This window comes from Candidatus Pacearchaeota archaeon (genome assembly GCA_038874355.1).
In the GTDB taxonomy this organism is placed as follows: domain Archaea; phylum Nanobdellota; class Nanobdellia; order Pacearchaeales; family GW2011-AR1; genus JAVZCO01.
On record JAVZCO010000001.1, the window covers coordinates 412993 to 432827 of the forward strand.

Here is a 19835-nt window from a genome sequence, read left to right on the forward strand (position 1 = left end):
TTATTCAGATTTTTCTTTTAAATTTTTTTCTTTTGTCTCTTCTTCTTTTTTTTCATTTTCTTCTTTTATTTCTTTTTCTTCTTCAATTTCTTTACCTTTTTCTAATTCATAAGAAAATTTTTTCCTTGCTATTATAATAAGAATAATTAAGATTAAAAAAAGAATTGATGTAACAATAATCGGTAATAAATAATACAAATTTATGTTTCCTTTTTTAGGATAATTAATAAATAAATCTTCTTTTGGTATTATGCTTAAAGAAAAATCTTCGCAATTATTAAATTTTGTTAATTTCGCATCTTTTGATTCATAATAATATAACCATCTCTTTTTGCCATTATCATCTTCACCATAATATATTCTTTTATTTATTCCAGCATATCCTAACTTAGCTAAATTAGAAATCTCTAAAATATCCTTATTAGAAATTGTTATTAAATTATTAAATCTAATCCATCTTATCTCTTTTTCTGTTATTAAATTCCAATCTATATCACTTAAATCTTCTTTATAATTTCTTGTTAGATTTTGTTTTTGTAAAGAATAAAAAAAATCGCTCTTTAAATCCGGATAAAATTTTTCCATTATTTTTTTTCCACTATTTTCTATTTTATAATTTAAAAAAAGTTCATCTACTTTATCTATAATTTTTAAGTTTTTTAATAGGTTTTCTATTTCTTCTTTATTTTTATTATTTATGCAAAAAACCCCGGTAGAGTAATATACTTTCTTTCCATCACAATTATAATCTCTTATATCTTCTCCATAAATTTCTATGTTTATTTTTGTGGAATTAGAGATGGAATTATCTAAATAAATAAAGAGATTTTCTTTATAAAATGAACAGAAATTTAAAAAACATTCGTAATCCCATGAAGACGCATTATTAAATATACTCTCATTAAAAGATAAACTTTTATTTTTTAGTACTGTGGAAAATTCAAAAAAAGAGACTTCTTCAGAAGTTTTATTTACAGGAACTTGTATTCTTAAAGACAAACAGTCATAACAGAAAGGATAAGAAACTTTTTTTAATATTAAAGCAATATTATCACTTACAGAAGATTTAAATATAAAATTTCCATTTATATAATTAACATTTTTTGCGTTTTCTAGTAAACTTAAATCTTTTGTTATATCCTGTTTATTAAATAATATTTCTATAGCATAATCATCTAAAGAATTTATACAATCTGCATAAACCAAACTTATAAGATTAATAGAAAGTATTATTAATAAAAATATTTTTTTCATTTTTAGAAAAATAAAAATGTATTTTTAAGTATTACTATAATGAAATATAATAAATATTTTATTGAAGTTTTATTTACCAAAAATTTAACTCATTATGTTTAGGTATAATTTTTTGATAATATTTCTATTAATTATTTTTTTCTGACTCTTTTATAAATTTTAAAATCTAATCGCTTTTTTAATTTTACTTTTATAGAATCTATTTTATTAAATCTTGTAAATTTTTTATTCTATCTTTTCTAATATGCTAGGAAATTCTTTCATAACTTTATTTATTACTTCTTTATCTTTTAAGTTTGGTTCTTTTTGTAAAATATTTATTGCTTTAGAAGCAGCCGCAATCATTGCCATTCTTGTTTTATAATCATTAACACTATTAGATTTTTCTGAAACATATTTAATTATTTTTTCATAATCAATTACAAAATCAATTTTTGGATTTTCCTTCCTATATTTTAGAACTTCATTAACCGCATTTATCATATTAATTTTTATATCAACATTTACCATTTTTTATTTATCTTTATTAAATTTATTTCTATAACAGTTTATCTTAATCATCTTTGTTAATATCTTTTTTATATCTTTCTATTTTGTAAATTTATTAATTTTTTATTTTTATATTTTTCTTTTTTAAATTTAAATCCCCGCGGCAAGAATCGAACTTGCGATCTCTCGGTTTCTGTAATGAGCATCCGGCTTATCAAGCTTCATTCTTTTCCTTTAGGAATGTCTGCTCTAAATTTCTACAGCCGAGCGCTCTACCACTGAGCTACGCGGGGATAAATATAATTATGAATAACTATTTTTAAAATTATCTTAATTTAAAATTATTTCAAGAAGCATATTTCTATCTTGCTATTAAAAAATAAAAAGAAAAAAGAAAAAAGAAAAAATTATTCACAGTTTTATGCACCTGTTGCAGGTCCTATTAATGGGGGAGCACCAACATCAGTTGATATTCCTTCTAATAGTTTGTCAGCAGCTTTTCTTGTGTCTGCTGCTTCCCAACCTGCTACAAGTACAGCGATTTTTCCTGATTGAGCTCCAGTTACAACACTATTTGCTGCAACTACTTTTATTACATATTTGTCTTTTTGGATTGTACTTGATTCACCACAAGATGGATATGCAACATTAAGTATTTTTGCAGCTAAGCTGTTTACACAGCTTCCACCAACAACAATTAAGTTTTTGTCTGTTGGTATTGTGTCTGTGTCTTTTATTATTTGAACAGATGAAGCACCACTTGTTGTTGATACTGCTTTTGCTTCTGTTACATAAACCTTACCGTAAGATTCGTCTCCATGATAAATTATTTTCAATGAATCTTGGTCTCCACTTGTGTCATGTAACAATTCTGTTGCTAATTCTCCATAAATAAAACTTCTGAATACATCTGTATCTTCAATTTCTAATCCTCCATCAGGCGTTTCTCCTACAATTCCACTTACTGTTGCTTTATCTGATGTCCATCCAAGAGTTACATTGAATTGCTTTCCTGCAGTTGTAGAGCCTGTTTTATCTTCTTCTCTAAATCCAAGCTGATATGAAGTTACTGCAGTATAACCATCAGCAGTAGCATTTGCTTGGAATTCAGGCCATTTAACTGGTGTGGCTGTATAATTAGCAGCATCTTTTGCTATTGGCAAATAAACTTTTAATCCTTCTTTGGAGAACAATCTATCAAAATAGACATTTGTTCCAGAATTAATAACTACTGATTTTCCATTTCTGTCAATAGCACCAATTGTTAAAGAGACACTTCCTAAATTTACTGTATCTCCTTGAACTGCTTCTGCTTTTTTATCTACCCAACTTCCATCCTTGTAATATTGTATGGATGTTGTGTTTGTTGTTCCGTCAGATTTAACACCAAAGTTTGTAGCTCTCATAAGATAAGATTCTTTATTTAATCCATCATCATATGAAGCAACAAAATATTGGTGTAAGTCACTATCAAAGGTTATGGTTGTTGTTGTTGAATTTGCTGTTAATAACCCCTTTCCTGCTTCTCTTCCTGTTCCTTGCCATACTGTTCCATTACCATACATTAAATCTATATCTGCATTTCCATCTTTAAGAGGGAAAGATTTTAATCTAATGTAGGTATTTGAACCTTTTTCAACTTTTATTTCTTCATTAGCTGGGTAGTGCATTCCATTAAAAATAATTTTCACATTTTCAAATACAGGCATTGTTAATGCTTGGTCTTCTGTTGCAAAAACATCTTCATCTGCTTTCCATTCAAGAACTATCTTATTAAGTCCTGCTCCTGAATTTGTGAAATAAGCTGTTAAATCATTCATAGTTACATCATTCACTTTTACTGGCAATCCATGTCTTAATTCAATTTTTCCGCTTCCTATGCTGAATTCTACACTTGCAATTGTTCCTGCAACATCTCTCATTGCTATATCTTTTATTCCAATATAAGTTTTATCTAATAACTTATATGTTTGTCCTTCTCTTAAACTATTTGTTAATTCTCCATTAACACTCAACTTTACTTCTGGATTAGAAGCCGCTCCACTTAGTGTAGCTATTGATATAGTGTATGTTTTTCCTCCAACAGTTACTGTTTTTGTTTCTCCTTCATTTATCAATATTGTATTTGCTGCATCCAGTAAATTAATAGTAGTGTTTGTTGTAACACTACTTATGAAATAATCTTTTCCCATTATTTCAATATCTGTATTTGTTAAATCAGCCCATTCAGGATTAGTTGAAAATTCTAAGGTATAATTAAGAATTGTTGTTCCAGAAGGTACTCTTATACCAACTGTAGGGACATCTGATTTATAATCAGAATCCTCGAATAATGATAATGTAAGATTAGTTAATTGAATCTTTTGTGTGTATTCAAAAGCGTCATTATCATCATCCAAGTACTCTCCATCTTTAAGTATAGTACCTAAATCATCGCTTGTTATTGTGCCAGAAACAACATCTAATATACCTTTTCCAATGCTGAATTTAGTAGCTGCTCTTTCAATTGGATATTTATCTCCTTCACCAACACTTATTTCTCCAATATTTGTAGTAACCTTGCTATTCAAATTGCTTTGGATAGCTGTTGCAGCACCACTATCTAATGGAGCATTTGAACCTACTATTATAGCAGCATCAGCAACTCCATTAACAACAAATGGTGCTGGGTAATTAGCAGCTAAAGCAAATCCGGCAGTACTTCCCAACATTAAAGCGCTTGCTACAACTGAAGCTACTTTTCTAAAATTAAATTTCATTTTCTTTGACCTCCTTTCACTTAATTAAAGGCCTTGTCTGTATTAGGCAACATTAATAGATAAGATTGGCTGCCTTTTTTTACAGACATTCAACTCCATAAGGGGAGTTTAGGCCTACGCATAAAGCGTAATTATATTATAATTTTAGTATTTTTAAATCTTTCTATTTTTTATACAAAAAAATATAAAAAATACCTCGATTTTCCCATTTTCATTTATAAATATTATGTTATCACTTAAAGTGACAATAAATAAAATAGAAAGATTTAAATAGATATATGTTATTATAAAACATATATACAAAATTAAAACATATAAATAAAAAATATATATTAAATATATATGTTTGAAAATATACTCTATATAAAAAAATATACAAATAAATTTGCTTATGCGATCTAAATTGCAAAGCGAAATAATATAAAATATAGATAATAGAGATAAAAAATTAAATTATAAAAGATTAAGTTTTAATAAAATAAATAAAAAACTAATATTAAATAAAATAAAAAAAGATAGATGTAGTACCTAAAAATGGCAAGAAAAAGAGAAAGAATAGTAAATTTATATGTAAGACCAGGAAATTTTGCTTTTTTCTTTAGAAGAATATCTGGGAATAAAGAAGAATACGATTTTTCAGAATTAGAAGATTTAAGAAAAGTTCTAAATAATGAAAAAGCAAAAATATTAAGTATTATTAAAACAAAATCTCCAAGCAGCATATATGATTTAGCAAAAGAACTAAAAAGGGATTTTAAAGCAGTAAGAGAAGATGTTAAACTTTTAGAAAAATTTGGTTTAATAGAATTAAGAAGTATAATTAAAGGTAAGAGAAGATGCTTAAAACCAGAAATAGCTCTAGATACTTTACAGATAAATATAAACTTTGATTAAAATGAAGATAAAATTCAGAAAACTCACACTCTCTTCAGGAAAAATCTTGCTTGCCGGAAGAGATGCACTAAGCAATGAAGAATTAATAAAGCAAGTTAATGAAAATGAATATGTGTTGCATACAAAACAAAAAGGAAGCCCTTTTGTTAATATAAAAGCAAAAAAACAAGAAGTAACAAAAAAAGATTTAAAAGAAGCTGCTATTTTCTGTGTTAAATACAGTCAAGCATGGAAAAAACCAAAAATTAAACCTTCTTTTGTAGAAGTTCATTATTTTTTAGGAAAAGATATTTTTAAAGATAAATATATGGCAATAGGAACATTTGGTGTAAAGAAATATAAAAAAATAATCATAAAAAAACAAGATATTATTTCTTTAGGCTAATTTCTTTTGTCCTTCATATTTTTTAATAAACTCATAAGCTTTTTCTAACATCTCTTTATTAGTTTTTATTTTTAATCTCTCTAAAGCTTTATTGAAAGGTAGCCAAACAAAACTTTCATGCTCATAAGATATTTTTGTTTTTGCTGCATCTTCTTTAGTTGTCTTACCTAAAAAGAATGTTGCTTCTTTATTTATAAAATCATTTTCTCTTTTAAAGAACCATTTTTGTTTATATTTAAATCCCTTAATTAGTTGTATATTATTTATTCCTGTTTCTTCTATAGTTTCCCTTAATGCTGTTTCTAATTCATTTTCATTATTTTCTATTATCCCTTTAGGAAATCCCCAGTAAGTTTTATATTTCAATAAAATGAAATAAGGTATCTCATTATCTAGATAGTATAAAATTATTCCAGAAGATTTTTCTTTCATCATTTTTATTCTTTAATCATCCTCTTTTAAAAAACCTTTTTGTAAGCCTATTTCAATCCATGCCCAAGCCCAAATAACAGCTTCAAAAGCTTCTATAAATTTATTTTCAACTAGAAAATACTTATAATCAGCAAGATAAGCATCTATATTCTCTAAAAAATCTTCATATTTTTTATTTTTTACTTTTATATTCTTTCTTTTTTCTTTAGCTTTTTTAAACCACTTTTCTGCTTCTTGAATTAATCTTTTTTCAGTATTACTCATTTTATATATTTTATCACAATAGTATTTAAATATTATTTATTAATTTAATAATTATGGATAAAAATTATTATCCGTGCTTTGCTTTAAATTTTGAATATGAAGATAATTATAAAGGTTTTTGTATACTTATTCCTTATAGAATTTTAATTAATTATCTTTTTATTGAAAATAGAGTAGATGTAATTATCTCTAAAGACAAAGAGGATTTAGAAGAAAACTTAGAAGATGCTATCAATAATAATTGGTATCGTTTTAAAGTTAGAAATTCTCTTTTGAAAATTTTGGAAAAAGAAATTTATAGTTTAAATGAGAACTCTTCTAGAGAAAATATGGAGAAGATTTTTCATCTAATTTTAAGAGAATACAAAATTTAAGATTATTTTAGAATAAATTTATATATCTTTCTTTTATAAAAAGATTATGAAAATTTATGTAAAAGTAAAACCAAATTCTTCAAAACAGGAGATTGTTGAATTTGGTAATTATAGATATTTAGTTTATTTAAAAAATGAAGCAAAAAATAATGAAGCAAATATTGAACTAATAAATTTATTATAAAAACATTTAGGTATTCCTCCAAAAAAGATAAGAATTGTTTTTGGTTTAAAATCAAAAGATAAAATTTTAGAAGCAGATTAAAAATGAGATACGAAATAGCTATTGACTTAAAAGAAAGATCTTTAGACATAATAAAAAAATTAAATTTGCCGATAAAAGAAGAGGATTTTTTTTGTGTTAGAAGTTACGGCTCTTCAACAAAAAGAACAATAGCAAGATGCCACGGAACAAGTAAGGTTTTACAATTGGCTTTAAATATAAATCCAGTATATGTTTTAGAATTTTTAAGCGAAAGATTTGACAAGCTTAATGAAAAAGAAAAAATAAAAATAATAATTCATGAATTAATGCATATACCAAAAAATAAAGGTGGTGGATTTAGACATCATAATTTTGTAAATGAAAAAAATGTTAATAAACTATATGAAAAATATATAAATAATAAAATATGAAAATAATCAACTACTTATTTAAGAAACAAATTTCCTTAAAAAAAATTTACCAAAAAAGAATTTAACTTTATTTAAGAATGTTTTTTTAACTATCTTTATTTCCCCATTTTTATAAGCTTCTAATAAAGCTTTGGTTGGATTATCACTTTTTTCTATTTTTTCTGTAATAAAAGAAGTAGTATATATTTCTAAAGTTGGTTTTTCAAATTTTTCTTTTATATAGAATTTAGAAGAGATAATTTCAACAGCAAGAACAAAAGAATTATCTACATACACATTAATTCTTTGATTTCCCAATAATTTTCCTATTTCTTCTGGAATTTCTCCTTCTTTTTCTTTTATAGAACTTACATCAAATGCACTTATAATTGAGAAATTTATAAACAAAAACAAAAGTACAGAAAATAAAATAAAATTTTTATAATTCATTTTAATATTCTTCTTCTGGTAATTTTTTATTTTTACTTTTTGTATTTGCAGCAATAACATCATCTATCCTTAAAATCATAATAGCAACTTCTGTTGCAGAATCTATTGCTTGCTTTTTTATTCTTACTGGCTCAATTATTCCTGCTTTTATAGAATCTTCTATTTTTCCTGTTAAAAGATTTATTCCTGCATTAATTTCGCCTTTTTCATGCTTTGCTCTTAATTCTGTTAATATGTCTATAGGATCTAATCCTGCATTTTCTGCTAAAGTTGCTGGTATGAATTCTAGAGCAGAGGCAAATTCTTCTACTGCAAGCTGTTCTCTTCCATTTAAACTTTTGCTATATTCTCTTAATCTTTTTGCTAATTCAACTTCTATTGCTCCTGCGCCAGGAACTATTTTTTTATCTTTTAAAGCAGAAGCAACTACGCCTAAACCATCTTTTATTGCTCTTTCAATTTCATTTACAACATGTTCTGTGCTTCCTCTAATAAGAATTGTTAAAGCTCTTGCATTCTTACATCCTTTTACATAAGTATAATTATCTTCTCCTTCTTTTTTTTCTTCAACCAGAGCAGCATAACCTAATTGTTTTTCATTTAATTCGTCTAAATTTGAAATTATTTTTGCTCCTGTGGCTTTTGATAATTTTTCCATATCACTTCGTGGAATTCTTCTGCATGCATAAATTTTTTCCTTTGCTAAATAGTATTGAGCAATATCATCTATACCCTTTTGACAAAAAATTACATTTGCTTTTGATTTTTTTATTTTTTCTACCATATTCTTTAATGTTTTTTCTTCTTGTTCTAAAAAACTTTGTAATTGTTCCGGTGTACTTATAGATATTTTAGTTTCTGTATTAGGTGAACTTATCTCTAAAGCACAATCTATTAAAGCTATTTTTGCATCTTTTACAATAGAAGGCATATCAATAGAAATTTTTTCTTTATCAAGTACAATTCCTTCTATAAGCTCTGTATCCTCTATACCCTCTCCCTTAATCTTTTCTATTTTTATGTCTGTTAAATCTATATTTCCATTTTGGGAAATTTGTTTTATCGCTTTAACTATTATATTTGCAAATTTTTCTTTTTTTGCAGAAGCATTTTTACTTGCTAATGAAGTATAAACTAATTCTTTTAGTAAACTTTCATTATCATTTATATTTATTGCAATATCCTTTAATATCTCTTTTGCTTTTTCAGCAGCTAATCTGTATCCTTTTGTTATTATTGTTGGATGTATTTTGTTATCTAATAATTTTTCTGCATTTTCAAGAAGTTTACCAGCAATCATTACAACACTAGTAGTACCATCTCCAACTTCTTTATCTTGAGTTTTTGCTACTTCTACTATCATTTTTGCAGCAGGATGTTCAATTTGCATTTCTTCTAATATTGTTACTCCATCATTCGTAACTGTTATATCTCCTAAAGAATCAACTAACATCTTATCCATTCCTTTTGGGCCGAGGGTAGTTTTTATTGTTTCTGCTACTATTCTTGCTGCTAATATATTATTTCTTTGAGCATCTCTTCCTAACATTCTTTGAACATCTTCAGGTGTTATTATCATTGGTGATTTGTCTGTCATTTTACCTTTTAGAATTTTAAAATAATCTCATTTATAATTTTATCTTTTATGTTTTTTAAATTTTTTTGTAAATATTATTGTATAAAATATATTTTGTAGTATATAATTTTTTATAAAATAAAAAAATTTATTATTCATATGTCAATAGGAAGTTTTTTCTTTAAAGAAAAGCCAAAAACAGGAATCAAGGTAGGAGATATAATGACTAAAAATTATGTTTATGTTTCTCCAGAAACTTCTATTTTAGATTGTGCAAAAACAATGGTTAAAAAAAATGTTGGTAGTTTACTTATTCAAGAAAAAGATAGAATTTTAGGAATAATAACAGAAGGAGATATAATTTATGCTTTAGCAAAGAAACCAAAAGATCTTTCTAAAATAAAGGTTATAGAATTAGCAAGAAAAAAATTAATAACTATACAGCCAAGTGCAGATGTTGCAGAAGCTCTTTTTAAAATGAGAAAAACAAAAATAAGATGGTTACCAGTAGTAGTTAAAAATAAGCCAGTTGGTTTTATAACTTTAAAAGATATATTAAGATTAGAACCAGCATTATTCGAATCTGTTAGCGAGATTATGGATATAAAAGAAAAATCAGAAAAATTGAAAAGAATAAAAGAATCAAAAAAAGGAAAAAGATTTATTGAAGGTAAATGTGAATCATGTGGAAATTTCGATATTCTTTATGAAAATAATTCTGGAACGTGGGTTTGTAATAACTGTTTATAATTGTATATCATAGATTATTCTTCAAATTTAAAATAATAAGAAAAATTAAAATAATTCTTTTACAATTTATTTAGAAAGATTTATAATTCATATTTTTAAAGAAAAATTATGATACCTTTATCAATCATAATTTTATTTCTAGTTTTTTTCTTAATAATGATAAGAAGGATAAAAAATGTGAAATTGGAAATATGGCAAATAATGAGTGGAGGAGCTTTACTAGTTTTATTATTTAATCAAATTTCTTTAAAAGAAGCCTTTTTTTCTATTAATTTTGATATAATAATTTTTTTATTTTGTATGTTTGTTATTGGAGTAGCATTAGAAGAATCAGGTTATTTATCTCATTTATCTTATAAAATATTTAAAAGAGCAGATAATATTAATAAACTTCTTCTTTTTATTATTTTTCTTTTTGCTTTTTTGTCTTCTATTTTAATGAATGATACAATTGCAATAATAGGGGTTCCTGTAGTTTTATTATTAGCAAGAAAACATAAAATTCATGCAAAAATTTTATTACTTGCTTTAGCCTTCTCTATAACAATTGGCAGTGTTATGAGTCCTATAGGAAATCCTCAAAATTTATTAATAGCTATGAATAGTAATATTAAAAACCCTTTTTATGAATTTTTTAAATATCTTTTTTTTCCAACAATTTTAAATTTATTTGCTTGTTTTTTTATTTTGAAGATATATTATAAAGAACATTTTCATAGAAAAAAAATAAATCATTCTCAAGAACCAATAAAATCCCATTATTTATCTATTTTATCTAAAATATCTTTAATCTTAATATTTTTAATGATTTTATTAAAAATACTTTTAATATTTTTAAAGATAAATTTTGATTTTAAATTAACTTACATAGCTTTAATCTCTTGTATTCCGGTATTATTCAGTAAAGAAAGAAAAAAAGTTTTAAAAAAAGTGGATTATAAAACTTTAATTTTTTTTATTTCTATGTTTATATTAATGCAATCTGTTTGGAACTCCGGATTTTTCCAATCCTTTTTAGAAAAAACAAACATTAATATTTTATCATTATTTATGATATTTGTAGTAGGAATATTTTTAAGTCAATTTATTTCCAATGTTCCTCTTGTGGCTTTATATTTACCTTTGTTGCTTCATGAAGGAGCAACAACAAAAGAAATAATAGCATTAGCAGCATCTTCTACAATTGCCGGAAATCTTTTTATTTTAGGAGCTGCAAGTAATGTTATAATAATACAAAATGCAGAACAAAGAACAAGAGGAGAAGAAAAAATTACTTCTTGGGATTTTGCAAAAATAGGGATTCCATTAACAATAATTAATGCTTTAATTTATTTTTTATATCTTAAAATATTTTAATTATTCATATCTTAAGGCATCTACAGGATTTAATTTAGATGCTTTTATAGCAGGTAAAGTTCCAGATAAACAACCTATTAAAAAACTAAAAAGCAAAACAAAAATGATTGTTATCCAACTAGTTGCAATCTTTAACAAAGTAATTCCATAAAAATTTATAGTTATATACTCTATTCCTTTACTTATTAATATACCTAAAATTATTCCAAATATCCCTCCAACTAATCCTAATAAACCAGCTTCTATAAGAAATATTATCATTATATCAGAATTTTTAGCACCAATAGCTTTCATTATTCCTATTTCTCTTGTTCTTTCTAAGACAGAAGTATACATTGTATTCATAATTCCAACTCCACCAACGAATAGAGATATAGCCGCAATTCCTATAAAAACAACATTTATTACTGTTAAAATATTTTTTATTATTTCTAACAATTGTTCTGATGTAGAAACAGCGAAACTTTTTTCATTTTCATTTTCTTTTCTACTTTTCATAAGTTTTTCTTCTATTTTTTTTGCTATATCTTTTACATTGTCTTGATTTTCTGTTTTTACATATATAACAGAAACTACATCAGGATTTTTTTTAATTTCTTTTAATGCTTTATTTGGAATATAAATAGATTTATCATCTTGAGGATTCCCTACTTGTTTTAATATTCCTACTATTTCAAAAGAAGTTCCATTTATTTCTATTTTGCTTCCAATTCCAATTTTTTTATTAAACTCTTCATGAAATCTAGCTCCTACAATAGCAGAATACTTATCTGTTTCTTTTAACATTCTTCCACTTTCTATTTTAAAAGATTCTAATGTCATAAATAATTCCTCTATATCTTTTGGTTCTATGCCATAAATGAATGTACTTACTGATTCTTTTCCATATCTTATGTTGCTAGGATAAACATTCATAGGAGAGACTATTTTAACACCAGGGATTTTTTTTATTAAATCAACATCTTCTGTTGTTAATGGTTTTGAACTCACAGAAGAAGCAATAGGAGATACTATTTGTCCAGCTTTTCCCATAATTATTATTATATCTGTTCCTAGTTGAGAAAATTGTTCATTAATATAATTATTCATTCCTTGGCCTAAAGTTATAAAAGTTACAATTGCAGTTATTCCTATAAAAATTCCTAAAATTGTAAGCCAACTTCTTATTCCTCTATGCTTTAAATTTTTAAAAGCTAAAAAGAAATAATCTTTTATCATTATAAATTACTTATTATTAATTCGTTTCTCTTTAATAATTTTTTTCTTTTATTTCTTCTTCTTATTATAATTATAATAAAAATAATTAAAATAAGAGATATTAAAAATATTAATTTATTGTTTGTTTTAATTATACCAATTTCTTTTGCTTGTTGTTCAGTATATACAGTTAAAGGTAATTCTATTTCTTTTGTTATTTCTTTATTTTCAAAATCTTTATATTTTATTATAGCCTTTAAAATAGCATTTCTGTTTTTATAGATAACATCAAAACTCGCTATTTCATAATCATCAGGATCTATTGACCCTATATAAATTTCATTTTCTGATAATAAAGAGTAACCTTTAGGTATAATTGAAACAACAACAAATTTTGCTTCTGTTGTTCCTTTATTTATTATTTTTAAATCAATTTTTCCTTTATTATTTAAGATATTATTTTTTTGTGAAACTATGTAATATAAATCTACATTTCCATATATTGTTAATCCAATAACACCTTTTTTTGTTTTGGTTGAGCCATCATTATATGTTATTATATAAGGTATATTATAATTTGAGGGTTTTGCATCATTATTAGCTTTTATTTTAAAAGTAAAAGTTTTTGTTTTTCCTTCAAGAATTTCCTCTGTACTTGCTTCAGAAGAATCGATTGCTATTAAAGGTATATTAGAAAAATCCAAACTAATCGAAACATCTTCTATATCAACAGAAGCGTCATTTTTTAAAGTTATTGATAATATTCCTTCTTTCCCTGGATAAATTTTATCTACTTCAAAAGATTTTATTATTAATGCTTCTGTTGTTGTTATTTCTAACAAAAAAATAAATAAAATTAAAACAAAAAAATATACTTTTTTCATTTTAATTCTTAATGTAAAGAGTTTATAAATTTTTTCTTTTGTCGTATCTTTTTAGTTATTACAAATTCGCAAGATTTATAAGGATAAAATATTTTTCCCTTTTATGATCCATAAAGAAAATTTAATTTCTTTAAAAAATGTATCAAAGTATTATTTTATGAGTAATGAAATTATAAAAGCAATAGATAATATTAGTATAGAGATAAAAAAAGGAGATTTTATTGCTATAGTTGGCCCTTCTGGTTCTGGGAAGAGCACATTAATGCATATAATTGGTTCTTTAGATAAACTAAGTAAAGGAGATATATATATTGACAATTATAATGTCTCTATATTAAATGATGATGAATTAGCGTCTTTAAGAGGAAAAAAAATTGGTTTTATATTTCAACAATTTAATTTAATCCATAATCTTACAGCAAAAGAAAATGTGATGCTTCCAATGATATTCCAAAAAATAAAAAAAGAAGAGAGGGAAAAAAAATCTTTAGAGTTATTAAAAATTGTTGGTTTAGAGGGAAGAGAAAATCACTACCCAAATCAATTATCTGGAGGAGAACAACAAAGAGTTGCTATAGCTAGAGCATTAGCCAATGATCCAGAAATTATTTTAGCAGATGAACCAACCGGAAATTTAGACACAAAAAGAGGTATTTTGGTGATGGATTTTTTAAAAAAATTAAATGAACAAGGAAAAACTATAATACTTGTTACTCATGATATAGAATTAGCAAAAAAATATGTAAATAAAATATATTATATAAAAGATGGAAAAATAGAAAATGTTGTTAAAAATAAATAAGATTTAAAAACATTCCTTATTATATATTTTAAGAAAAAAGGTGAAAAATGGCAGAAAAAGATTTTATATTTAAAGGTAAAATAAAACATTCCGGGCCTTTTGATTGGAAAGAACTTTATGGTTTTTTATATAATTGGTTAATAACAAAAGAATATTGGGTTGTTGAAAAAGAATATTCAGAAAAACAATCTCAGACAGGAAAAGAAATAGTAGTTAAATGGGATGCAAAAAGAAGAATTTCGGATTACTTTCAATATTATTTAAAAATAGAATTTCGATTATTTGGAATGAAAAAAGTAGAGGTAGAATATGAAGGAAAAAAAATAGAAATGGACAAAGGGTTATTAGAATTAACTTTACAGTGTATTCTTATAAAAGATTATGAATCAAGATGGGAAACCTCAGCTTTTATGAAATGGTTAAGATCTGTTTATGACAGATATATTATAAGAGCAAGAATAGAAGATTATGAAAATGATATTTTTGAAGAAGGAGATGAATTTTTAAATCAAGCAAAAGCATTTTTAGCTCATCAAGGGACTAGATAAAAAAGTTTATAAACATAGAGATAAATCTTTTTATAATATAACAAAATGGAAATAAAAAATAAAAGGAATTTTTTTTTAACTTTCTTTTCATTAATTATAATACTTTTTTCTATAAATTTATCTTTAGCTAAAATAGAAATAAAAAAACAAACAATTACAGAAAGTGTAATAAAAGAATTTAATAATCCTGCTGTTTTTTCTATAGAAATAACAAATTTAGATGGTTATGATACTTTCTATGTTTATTCTTTAGCTGGAGTAAACTTTGAAGAAAAAAAATTTGATTTATCTCCATTAGAAAAAAAGACTTTAACATTGAACATTTATCCAACAGAAAGTGTTTTAGAAAAAGAAACAATATATCCATTTGTATTAAAAATAAAATCTCTTACTAAAAATGAAATAAAAGAGGAAATACTAAATATTAAAATTTTTACATTAGATAGGGCATTAATATTAAGTGTTAATAATATCTATTTAGATGATAATCAAGCAAGAATATATATAAAAAATAACGCAGATATCCCTATAAATAACATAAATGCAAGAATTTATTCTAGCTTTTTTGATTTTGAAAAAAAATTTGACCTAAAACCATTAGAAACAAAAGAATTTATAGTTCCTTTAGATAAAGAAAAAATAAAAGTACTTCAAGCAGGAATATATACTGTTCTAGCAGAAGTTTCTGTAGAAGAAAATAAGTTCATATTAAAAAATTCTTTTAAATTCGAAGAAAAATCTATCTTAGAAACAAGAGAACATAAAGAAGGATTCTTAATAAAAAAATATAAAATAGAAAAAGAAAATTTAGGAAATACACCTATAGTAACAGAGATAATAATGAAGAAGGATATTCTTTCAAGATTATTTACAACTTTTAACGCAGATCCTTCTCAAGTAAAAAGAGAAGGATTTTTTATTTATTATACATTTAAAAAAGAAGTTTTACCATCAACAATATTTAATGTAACAGCAACAACAAATTATATTTATTTGATTATTATTGTTATAATTTTAATCATTTTACTAAGGATACTATTTGTTTATAGCTCTTCTCAAATAATATTAAGAAAAAATGTAAAATATGTAAAAACAAAAGGCGGAGAATTTGCATTACAAATAAAACTTTCTGTTAGAGCAAAGAAATTTGTTGAAAGAATAACAATTTTTGATAAATTACCTTATTCTTTTAATTTATTCAAAGAATTGAAAGGAGAAATGCCAAAAAGAATAGACGAACAAAATAAAAGAATCGAATGGTACATTGAAAGTTTACAACCAGGAGAAGAAAGAGTATATAGTTATATAATATTTAATAGAATTGCACCTGTAGGAAAATTTGAATTACCTCCTGCAAAAGCAATATATGAAAGAGAAGGAAGGATAAAAGAAGCAATAAGTAACAAAACATTTTTTGTTCATTAATTAAGTTTCTTTATCTGCAGACAAATTTATAAACAATAAAAATTTCTTATAATAATGCCAAGAGGGGAATCAAAATTAACCGATATTCAAGAATTTCCGAGAAGAATTAAAATATTTTTCTTTGTTATTCTTTCTATTCTTTTTGTAGGAACATTTGGCTTTAAAATACTAACAAAAGAAACAATTAAATCTTCTCTTTTAAGAACATTAGAAACTCTTGTTTTTATGTTTAAAGAAAATAGTACAATTTCAGAAAGATTATTAGAAGTTTTTTTAGCATTAGTTGGAGTTTTCTTAGTTTGGTGGGTTTTATGGAGTTTTGCAGATTTATTGCTAGAAGGAAATTTACAAAAATATTTAAAAACCAAAACTTATTCATTTATCATAAAAAAAATGAAAAATCATATAGTAATTGTTGGCGGTGGTCGTTTTGGAGAAGAAATAGCCAAAATATTAAGTAAAAAAAACAAAAAATTTCTAATAATAGAATCTAACGAAAATTTAGTAAAAAGTTTAAGAAAAAAAGGGTATCTAACTATTCTAGGAGATGCTTCTCACGAATCTATTTTAAAAGAAGCTAATATTGAAACAGCAAAAAAATTAATTATAACATCACCAGAAGGAAAAACAAATATATTAATAACATTAACTTCAAAAGAATTAAATCCAAAATTAGAAATTTATTCAAGATGCGAAAATCCTTCTTTAGTTTCAAAATTAAAAAAAGCAGGAGCAAAAATAGTTATAGTTCCAGAAATAATTGCTGCAGATAAAATAGCTTTTGATTTAGATATATAGTTATTCCTGTAAATCTGTTAATTAAATATTTTTTAACTATACCCATACCTATAAAAAATTACTAAATATCCTTCTTTATCAATTAGATAAAAACTATCTTTATCATCATTCCAAAAAGAAAAATTATAACTTATCTTAATTATTTCTTGCGGGTTTAAAGTTAAATTTAATATATCTTTATTAGAAGAAGAATCATCTCTTATCTTCCAGCCATTTAGATCACAAGGAAAATTACAAATATTTTTTAAAACTATGTGTTCATAAGGATCTTTGTTATTTAATTCTTCTAATTTAATACAATCTTTACATATATTTTTTGATTCTTCCCATATCCCTATTTTATTTTTTCTTGCTTCTTCTTCTGCTTTTAGCATTTCTTCGTAATAAATATCCTTTTTATAATAATATATTTTTGCTAAACCTTTCTCTAATATTAATTTATTAAATAAGGAATTATTATAATAAACATACCTTAATAATCTTCCATATCTATCTTTATTTTCATATCCTTTTAATTTTATTAAAATTATTTCCTTATCTTTTAATTGAGAGGTAAAATTTTTTGCTTCTTCATATAGTCTTTCTTTTTTTTCTGGAACATTTATTCCTAATAATCTTACTATTCCTAAATTTGTTTCTATTGTATCTCCATCCAATATTCTTGTTGCATTACAATACTCTTCTATTATCAAATCATTTTTTTCGGAATATTTTTCTTCTGTAGAGAATAAAACGCCCATTAATAAAAAGGAATTAAAAATTAATAAGAATAAAAGTATTTTTATTAATCTCATAAAAAATTTAAATAATTTATATATATAAATTTTTTTTAGAAAGATTTATAATTCATTTTTTCTATAAGTTTATATGAAAAAAGAGAACAAATTCAGACCGTTTCTCTTACTTCTAGGAATAATAACTTTCTTTATATTTGTAATTTCTTTTATTGTATTTTACACAACAGAAAATTTTTCTCCTGTTTGTGGATGTAAACTACCACCTTGGCTAGTTATTGTAATAGCTTCTTCTTTGGGTTTATTTGTTGGAATAATAACTTATTATATAATTTCCAATAATTTTATAAAAGAAAAAAAAGAGATCGAAAAAAATTTAATTAAAATACTAGATTTGTTAGATAAAGATGAAAGAGAAATTTTAAATAAAATAATAGAAAATAAAGGAGTAATAAATCAGAATTCTTTGACTAAGTTATTAAATTTGAATAAAGTAAAAGTATCAAGAATAATCTCTAAAATGATAAACAAAGGTATAATAAAAAAAGAAAGATTAGGAATGACTAATAGAATAAGTTTAGATGAAGAAATAAAAGATCTTTTCATAAGATAATTATCTTATTATAAATAGTTTCATTTTTTGAAACAAACATTTATAAGCAGTTTCAATATATTTTAAACTATGAAAGAATTAAGAATTTTTCCAACTAGAAAGTTATTAATTTTAATTTCATTATTTATTATACTTTTTCTTAACATATCTTACGCAAAAGATGTAAATAAAAATAGTAATAAAATAAATATTTATTTTTTTTATGGTTTAGGTTGTCCACATTGCGAAAATGTTATTTCTTCTGGAATTTTAGAAGAAGTTAGTAAAATAGAAAATGTTAATATATATAAATTAGAGGTCTATTATAATCAATCTAATAGAGATAAATATAATCAATTTGCTGATAAATTAGGCATTAGTCAATATCAAAGAGGAGTTCCATTTTTAGTTATTGAATGTCAAAAAGGATACTCTTATTTTATTGGAGATACCCCGATAATTAATAATTTAAAAAATGCAGTTACAAACTGCACTCCAATGAAAGAGATTTCATCAGAAGTTTCTTCAGATAATCCAAATTCTCAAGCACTAACTTTTGGAAGTATAATTATAGCAGCTTTAATAGATTCTATAAATCCTTGCGCCTTTGGTGTTTTAATTTTTTTGCTTACTATTTTGATATCTATGGCCTCTACTAAAAGGGCATTAAAATATGGAATTATGTATACTTTTATAATATTTATAGTATACTTTTTATTTGGTCTTGGGATTATAAAAGCAATAAATACTTTTTCAGGAATTATTAAATACTTTATTATTTTTGTTGCAATTTTAGTTTTTTTTGGCAGTTTAATTGAAATAAAAGATTTCTTTTTTTATGGAAAGGGAATTTCTCTTGCCATACCTAAAAAAATTAAACCAACTTTAGAAAAAATTACAAAAAAAGGAACATTTTTTGCAGTAATAATATTAGGACTTCTTGTTGCTTTAGTAGAATTGCCTTGTACAGGTGGTATATATTTAGCAATATTAAGTTTAATGCATATAAATAAAACTTTTTCTATTTTTTATTTATTAATTTATAATATTATTTTTGTTTTACCATTACTTATAATAACTTTTTTTATTTGCTATGGAACTAAAACAGAAAAAATAAATAAATGGATAGATAAAAATAAAAGAAATATGAGATTGAGTGCAGGAATATTAATGTTATTATTGTCTTTTTATTTATTAAATTCAATATTCAGATGAGTATAGAAAAATCTAAAAATTAATATGTACAATAATTAAAAA

Annotated in this window: 23 protein-coding genes and 1 tRNA gene; 13 read left to right on the plus strand and 11 right to left on the minus strand. The window is 24.1% G+C overall.

Going from position 1 to position 19835, the window contains the following annotated elements; all coding sequences use genetic code 11:
• The 4 genes from QW117_02535 to QW117_02550 all read right to left on the minus strand — a co-directional run bounded on the left by QW117_02535 (nucleotide 1) and on the right by QW117_02550 (nucleotide 4502).
• Nucleotides 1-1254: a hypothetical protein gene (locus tag QW117_02535; GenBank protein ID MEM3405822.1), complete on the minus strand. Its 1254-nt coding sequence runs from the start codon at nucleotides 1252-1254 to the stop codon at nucleotides 1-3.
• 225 nt (nucleotides 1255-1479) lie between these two features.
• Nucleotides 1480-1764, minus strand: a complete 285-nt coding sequence (locus QW117_02540) for a hypothetical protein (protein ID MEM3405823.1) — start codon at nucleotides 1762-1764, stop codon at nucleotides 1480-1482.
• 134 nt (nucleotides 1765-1898) lie between these two features.
• Nucleotides 1899-2036, minus strand: a tRNA-Tyr gene (locus tag QW117_02545).
• A 126-nt stretch (nucleotides 2037-2162) separates the two neighbouring features.
• Entirely contained in the window at nucleotides 2163-4502 is a 2340-nt protein-coding gene (locus QW117_02550) for a hypothetical protein (protein MEM3405824.1), read from the minus strand.
• A 534-nt stretch (nucleotides 4503-5036) separates the two neighbouring features.
• On the opposite strand from QW117_02550, the gene QW117_02555 reads away from it, so the two are divergent.
• Nucleotides 5037-5396: an HTH domain-containing protein gene (locus QW117_02555; GenBank protein MEM3405825.1), complete on the plus strand. Its 360-nt coding sequence runs from the start codon at nucleotides 5037-5039 to the stop codon at nucleotides 5394-5396.
• A gap of 1 nt (nucleotide 5397) precedes the next feature.
• Complete coding sequence (locus QW117_02560) at nucleotides 5398-5781, plus strand: NFACT RNA binding domain-containing protein (GenBank protein ID MEM3405826.1); 384 nt, start codon at nucleotides 5398-5400, stop codon at nucleotides 5779-5781.
• On the opposite strand, the gene QW117_02565 is transcribed toward QW117_02560, so the two are convergent.
• Both QW117_02565 and QW117_02570 read right to left on the minus strand, forming a co-directional pair.
• Nucleotides 5773-6216: an NUDIX domain-containing protein gene (locus tag QW117_02565; protein ID MEM3405827.1), complete on the minus strand. Its 444-nt coding sequence runs from the start codon at nucleotides 6214-6216 to the stop codon at nucleotides 5773-5775. The genes QW117_02560 and QW117_02565 overlap by 9 nt on opposite strands.
• 9 nt (nucleotides 6217-6225) lie before the next feature.
• Nucleotides 6226-6477 carry a DUF357 domain-containing protein gene (locus QW117_02570; GenBank protein MEM3405828.1) on the minus strand — a complete coding sequence of 84 codons (252 nt, stop codon included), beginning with the start codon at nucleotides 6475-6477 and terminating at the stop codon, nucleotides 6226-6228.
• A 53-nt stretch (nucleotides 6478-6530) separates the two neighbouring features.
• On the opposite strand from QW117_02570, the gene QW117_02575 reads away from it, so the two are divergent.
• The 3 genes from QW117_02575 to QW117_02585 all read left to right on the plus strand — a co-directional run bounded on the left by QW117_02575 (nucleotide 6531) and on the right by QW117_02585 (nucleotide 7487).
• The gene (locus QW117_02575; protein MEM3405829.1) at nucleotides 6531-6851 is read left to right on the plus strand and encodes a hypothetical protein; all 321 of its coding nucleotides are present in this window, start codon (nucleotides 6531-6533) and stop codon (nucleotides 6849-6851) included.
• 46 nt (nucleotides 6852-6897) lie between these two features.
• Entirely contained in the window at nucleotides 6898-7035 is a 138-nt protein-coding gene (locus QW117_02580; GenBank protein ID MEM3405830.1) for a hypothetical protein, read from the plus strand.
• Between the two features lie 83 nt (nucleotides 7036-7118).
• Nucleotides 7119-7487, plus strand: a complete 369-nt coding sequence (locus QW117_02585; GenBank protein ID MEM3405831.1) for a putative metallopeptidase — start codon at nucleotides 7119-7121, stop codon at nucleotides 7485-7487.
• A gap of 18 nt (nucleotides 7488-7505) precedes the next feature.
• Here QW117_02585 and QW117_02590 read toward each other — a convergent pair whose 3' ends face one another.
• Both QW117_02590 and thsA read right to left on the minus strand, forming a co-directional pair.
• The gene (locus QW117_02590) at nucleotides 7506-7916 is read right to left on the minus strand and encodes a hypothetical protein (protein ID MEM3405832.1); all 411 of its coding nucleotides are present in this window, start codon (nucleotides 7914-7916) and stop codon (nucleotides 7506-7508) included.
• A gap of 1 nt (nucleotide 7917) precedes the next feature.
• Nucleotides 7918-9513: a thermosome subunit alpha gene (thsA, locus tag QW117_02595; GenBank protein MEM3405833.1), complete on the minus strand. Its 1596-nt coding sequence runs from the start codon at nucleotides 9511-9513 to the stop codon at nucleotides 7918-7920.
• A 138-nt stretch (nucleotides 9514-9651) separates the two neighbouring features.
• Here thsA and QW117_02600 point away from each other — a divergent pair, with 138 nt between their 5' ends.
• Nucleotides 9652-10242, plus strand: a complete 591-nt coding sequence (locus QW117_02600; protein MEM3405834.1) for a CBS domain-containing protein — start codon at nucleotides 9652-9654, stop codon at nucleotides 10240-10242.
• Nucleotides 10243-10347: 105 nt separating this feature from the next.
• Nucleotides 10348-11598, plus strand: coding sequence for an SLC13 family permease (locus tag QW117_02605; GenBank protein ID MEM3405835.1), 1251 nt, complete (start codon nucleotides 10348-10350; stop codon nucleotides 11596-11598).
• Here the strand turns inward: QW117_02605 and QW117_02610 are convergent, their stop codons facing one another.
• Complete coding sequence (locus QW117_02610) at nucleotides 11599-12816, minus strand: ABC transporter permease (protein MEM3405836.1); 1218 nt, start codon at nucleotides 12814-12816, stop codon at nucleotides 11599-11601.
• A complete protein-coding gene (locus tag QW117_02615; GenBank protein MEM3405837.1) occupies nucleotides 12816-13679 on the minus strand; it encodes a hypothetical protein in 864 nt (287 codons plus the stop codon). Before QW117_02615 ends, QW117_02610 begins: the two co-directional genes overlap by 1 nt.
• 103 nt (nucleotides 13680-13782) lie before the next feature.
• On the opposite strand from QW117_02615, the gene QW117_02620 reads away from it, so the two are divergent.
• From QW117_02620 to QW117_02635, 4 genes are read left to right on the plus strand one after another with little or no spacing between them, the layout of a single operon-like run.
• Nucleotides 13783-14481, plus strand: a complete 699-nt coding sequence (locus QW117_02620; protein ID MEM3405838.1) for an ABC transporter ATP-binding protein — start codon at nucleotides 13783-13785, stop codon at nucleotides 14479-14481.
• Between the two features lie 47 nt (nucleotides 14482-14528).
• Nucleotides 14529-15029: a hypothetical protein gene (locus tag QW117_02625; GenBank protein ID MEM3405839.1), complete on the plus strand. Its 501-nt coding sequence runs from the start codon at nucleotides 14529-14531 to the stop codon at nucleotides 15027-15029.
• 45 nt (nucleotides 15030-15074) lie between these two features.
• Nucleotides 15075-16454, plus strand: coding sequence for a hypothetical protein (locus tag QW117_02630; GenBank protein ID MEM3405840.1), 1380 nt, complete (start codon nucleotides 15075-15077; stop codon nucleotides 16452-16454).
• 54 nt (nucleotides 16455-16508) lie between these two features.
• Nucleotides 16509-17252, plus strand: coding sequence for an NAD(P)-binding protein (locus tag QW117_02635; GenBank protein ID MEM3405841.1), 744 nt, complete (start codon nucleotides 16509-16511; stop codon nucleotides 17250-17252).
• A 32-nt stretch (nucleotides 17253-17284) separates the two neighbouring features.
• Here QW117_02635 and QW117_02640 read toward each other — a convergent pair whose 3' ends face one another.
• Entirely contained in the window at nucleotides 17285-18046 is a 762-nt protein-coding gene (locus QW117_02640) for a thermonuclease family protein (GenBank protein MEM3405842.1), read from the minus strand.
• A 73-nt stretch (nucleotides 18047-18119) separates the two neighbouring features.
• Here QW117_02640 and QW117_02645 point away from each other — a divergent pair, with 73 nt between their 5' ends.
• Both QW117_02645 and QW117_02650 read left to right on the plus strand, forming a co-directional pair.
• Nucleotides 18120-18599 (plus strand): hypothetical protein, encoded by a 480-nt coding sequence (locus tag QW117_02645; protein MEM3405843.1) that lies wholly within the window; start codon nucleotides 18120-18122, stop codon nucleotides 18597-18599.
• Between the two features lie 69 nt (nucleotides 18600-18668).
• Nucleotides 18669-19793 carry a hypothetical protein gene (locus tag QW117_02650; GenBank protein ID MEM3405844.1) on the plus strand — a complete coding sequence of 375 codons (1125 nt, stop codon included), beginning with the start codon at nucleotides 18669-18671 and terminating at the stop codon, nucleotides 19791-19793.
• The last annotated feature ends 42 nt before the right edge of the window (nucleotides 19794-19835 follow it).

What these genes read in the sequence shown, in the direction of transcription:
- QW117_02580 (MEM3405830.1), top strand. Translation starts at nt 6,898, where the DNA reads ATGAAAATTTATGTAAAAGTAAAACCAAATTCTTCAAAACAGGAGATT.
- QW117_02590 (MEM3405832.1), bottom strand. Translation starts at nt 7,916, where the DNA reads ATGAATTATAAAAATTTTATTTTATTTTCTGTACTTTTGTTTTTGTTT.
- QW117_02650 (MEM3405844.1), top strand. Translation starts at nt 18,669, where the DNA reads ATGAAAGAATTAAGAATTTTTCCAACTAGAAAGTTATTAATTTTAATT.
- QW117_02575 (MEM3405829.1), top strand. Translation starts at nt 6,531, where the DNA reads ATGGATAAAAATTATTATCCGTGCTTTGCTTTAAATTTTGAATATGAA.
- QW117_02570 (MEM3405828.1), bottom strand. Translation starts at nt 6,477, where the DNA reads ATGAGTAATACTGAAAAAAGATTAATTCAAGAAGCAGAAAAGTGGTTT.
- QW117_02625 (MEM3405839.1), top strand. Translation starts at nt 14,529, where the DNA reads ATGGCAGAAAAAGATTTTATATTTAAAGGTAAAATAAAACATTCCGGG.
- QW117_02550 (MEM3405824.1), bottom strand. Translation starts at nt 4,502, where the DNA reads ATGAAATTTAATTTTAGAAAAGTAGCTTCAGTTGTAGCAAGCGCTTTA.
- QW117_02635 (MEM3405841.1), top strand. Translation starts at nt 16,509, where the DNA reads ATGCCAAGAGGGGAATCAAAATTAACCGATATTCAAGAATTTCCGAGA.
- QW117_02615 (MEM3405837.1), bottom strand. Translation starts at nt 13,679, where the DNA reads ATGAAAAAAGTATATTTTTTTGTTTTAATTTTATTTATTTTTTTGTTA.
- thsA (MEM3405833.1), bottom strand. Translation starts at nt 9,513, where the DNA reads ATGACAGACAAATCACCAATGATAATAACACCTGAAGATGTTCAAAGA.
- QW117_02620 (MEM3405838.1), top strand. Translation starts at nt 13,783, where the DNA reads ATGATCCATAAAGAAAATTTAATTTCTTTAAAAAATGTATCAAAGTAT.
- QW117_02535 (MEM3405822.1), bottom strand. Translation starts at nt 1,254, where the DNA reads ATGAAAAAAATATTTTTATTAATAATACTTTCTATTAATCTTATAAGT.
- QW117_02640 (MEM3405842.1), bottom strand. Translation starts at nt 18,046, where the DNA reads ATGAGATTAATAAAAATACTTTTATTCTTATTAATTTTTAATTCCTTT.
- QW117_02630 (MEM3405840.1), top strand. Translation starts at nt 15,075, where the DNA reads ATGGAAATAAAAAATAAAAGGAATTTTTTTTTAACTTTCTTTTCATTA.
- QW117_02555 (MEM3405825.1), top strand. Translation starts at nt 5,037, where the DNA reads ATGGCAAGAAAAAGAGAAAGAATAGTAAATTTATATGTAAGACCAGGA.
- QW117_02585 (MEM3405831.1), top strand. Translation starts at nt 7,119, where the DNA reads ATGAGATACGAAATAGCTATTGACTTAAAAGAAAGATCTTTAGACATA.
- QW117_02565 (MEM3405827.1), bottom strand. Translation starts at nt 6,216, where the DNA reads ATGATGAAAGAAAAATCTTCTGGAATAATTTTATACTATCTAGATAAT.
- QW117_02610 (MEM3405836.1), bottom strand. Translation starts at nt 12,816, where the DNA reads ATGATAAAAGATTATTTCTTTTTAGCTTTTAAAAATTTAAAGCATAGA.
- QW117_02540 (MEM3405823.1), bottom strand. Translation starts at nt 1,764, where the DNA reads ATGGTAAATGTTGATATAAAAATTAATATGATAAATGCGGTTAATGAA.
- QW117_02560 (MEM3405826.1), top strand. Translation starts at nt 5,398, where the DNA reads ATGAAGATAAAATTCAGAAAACTCACACTCTCTTCAGGAAAAATCTTG.
- QW117_02645 (MEM3405843.1), top strand. Translation starts at nt 18,120, where the DNA reads ATGAAAAAAGAGAACAAATTCAGACCGTTTCTCTTACTTCTAGGAATA.
- QW117_02600 (MEM3405834.1), top strand. Translation starts at nt 9,652, where the DNA reads ATGTCAATAGGAAGTTTTTTCTTTAAAGAAAAGCCAAAAACAGGAATC.